The sequence below is a fragment of the Corynebacterium pseudokroppenstedtii genome, from assembly GCF_019754945.1.
Taxonomy (GTDB): domain Bacteria; phylum Actinomycetota; class Actinomycetes; order Mycobacteriales; family Mycobacteriaceae; genus Corynebacterium; species Corynebacterium pseudokroppenstedtii.
This window is the reverse complement of record NZ_JAEUWU010000010.1, coordinates 1-1,200: the sequence shown is the minus strand read 5'-3', so window position 1 is coordinate 1,200 and position 1,200 is coordinate 1. Positions and strand designations below refer to the sequence as shown.

The following is a 1,200-nucleotide window of genomic DNA, read 5'->3' as shown; positions in this document are numbered from 1 at the left end:
TGAAGTGTCCCAGGTTTTGTTCCGTTTGAGTAGATGGGAAAATCTGGAATATGCCAAGAAAATTTGACCAGGATGCGAAGGATCGTGTGGTCCGTCTTGTAGAGGACCGCATCTTGGCGGAAAATATGTCGATGCAAGCCGCGTGCCAGGCAGTAGCCCCAAAGCTGGGGGTGTCATGGCACACAGCCCGTCAATGGACCCAACAGGCCCGCCGTGCGGGAAACATCCCAGAACCCGTGCCTGAAGATCTGGCCGCCGAAAACGCGAGGCTTCGCCGTGAAAATCAAGAGCTACGCGACACCAATGAACTTTTAAAGGCTGCCTCAGCTTTTTTCGCGTCGGAACTCGACCCAAAACGTCGGAAATGATCCGGTTCATCGATGAATACCGGAATCGTTTCTCTGTCGAGTTCATCTGTAAGACGTTGAAGAAAAACCGCGCTGGTGGGTTCATCACCTCGCGTGGGTATCGTCAGTCCAAGGCCCGTGGGGTAAGTGCTCGCCGCCTTCGTGATGCTGTGCTGGTTGAACGCATTAGTGCTATCCATCGGGATAATTACGGCATCTACGGTGTGCGGAAAATGTGGCATGCTCTTCATCGTGACGGAATCGATATCGGTCGTGAACAAACCGCGCGGCTGATGCGTCTAGCCGGTGTATCAGGCAAAGGCAAAGGCCGCTCGCCTATGACCACTCGCACACCTCAAAGGCCGGATTTACGCCCGGACTTGGTGGAGCGAGAATTCAAAGCCGAAGGCCCGAACAAGCTGTGGGTGGCTGATATTACCTACGTGCGCACGAAGAAAGGCTTTGTGTATGCCGCGTTTGTCACCGATGTTTACTCCCGACGGATCGTTGGGTGGGCGTTATCAGATTCCATGCGCACCGAAGCGTTGCCGCTGCAAGCTCTCAACCAGGCGATCGCGTCTGCTGAGGAAACAACAGGTCTCATTCATCATTCGGATCACGGCTCGCAGTATGTCAGCGTTGTCTACAACGAGCGTCTTGCCCAGCACGGGATTGCCGCTTCCACCGGAACTGTCGGGGATTCCTATGACAATGCTCTGGCGGAAAACGTTAATGGTTCCTACAAAAACGAGCTGATCCATACTCGCAGGTGGGATGAGGTTGTCGAGGTGGAAATCGCGACGTTTGAGTGGGTGTCATGGTGGAACGAGACGAGGCTTCACCAAAGCTTGGG

General features: G+C 54.3%; 1 protein-coding gene and 1 pseudogene. Both read left to right on the top strand.

Going from position 1 to position 1,200, the window contains the following annotated elements; genetic code table 11:
• The first annotated feature begins 25 nt into the window (after nt 1–25).
• Nucleotides 26–368, top strand: a pseudogene (locus tag JMN36_RS10605) (transposase).
• A partial coding sequence (locus JMN36_RS10600; RefSeq protein WP_236881336.1) for an IS3 family transposase occupies nt 365–1,200 on the top strand: 836 nt, incomplete at its 3' end. The pseudogene JMN36_RS10605 and the gene JMN36_RS10600, both read left to right, overlap by 4 nt.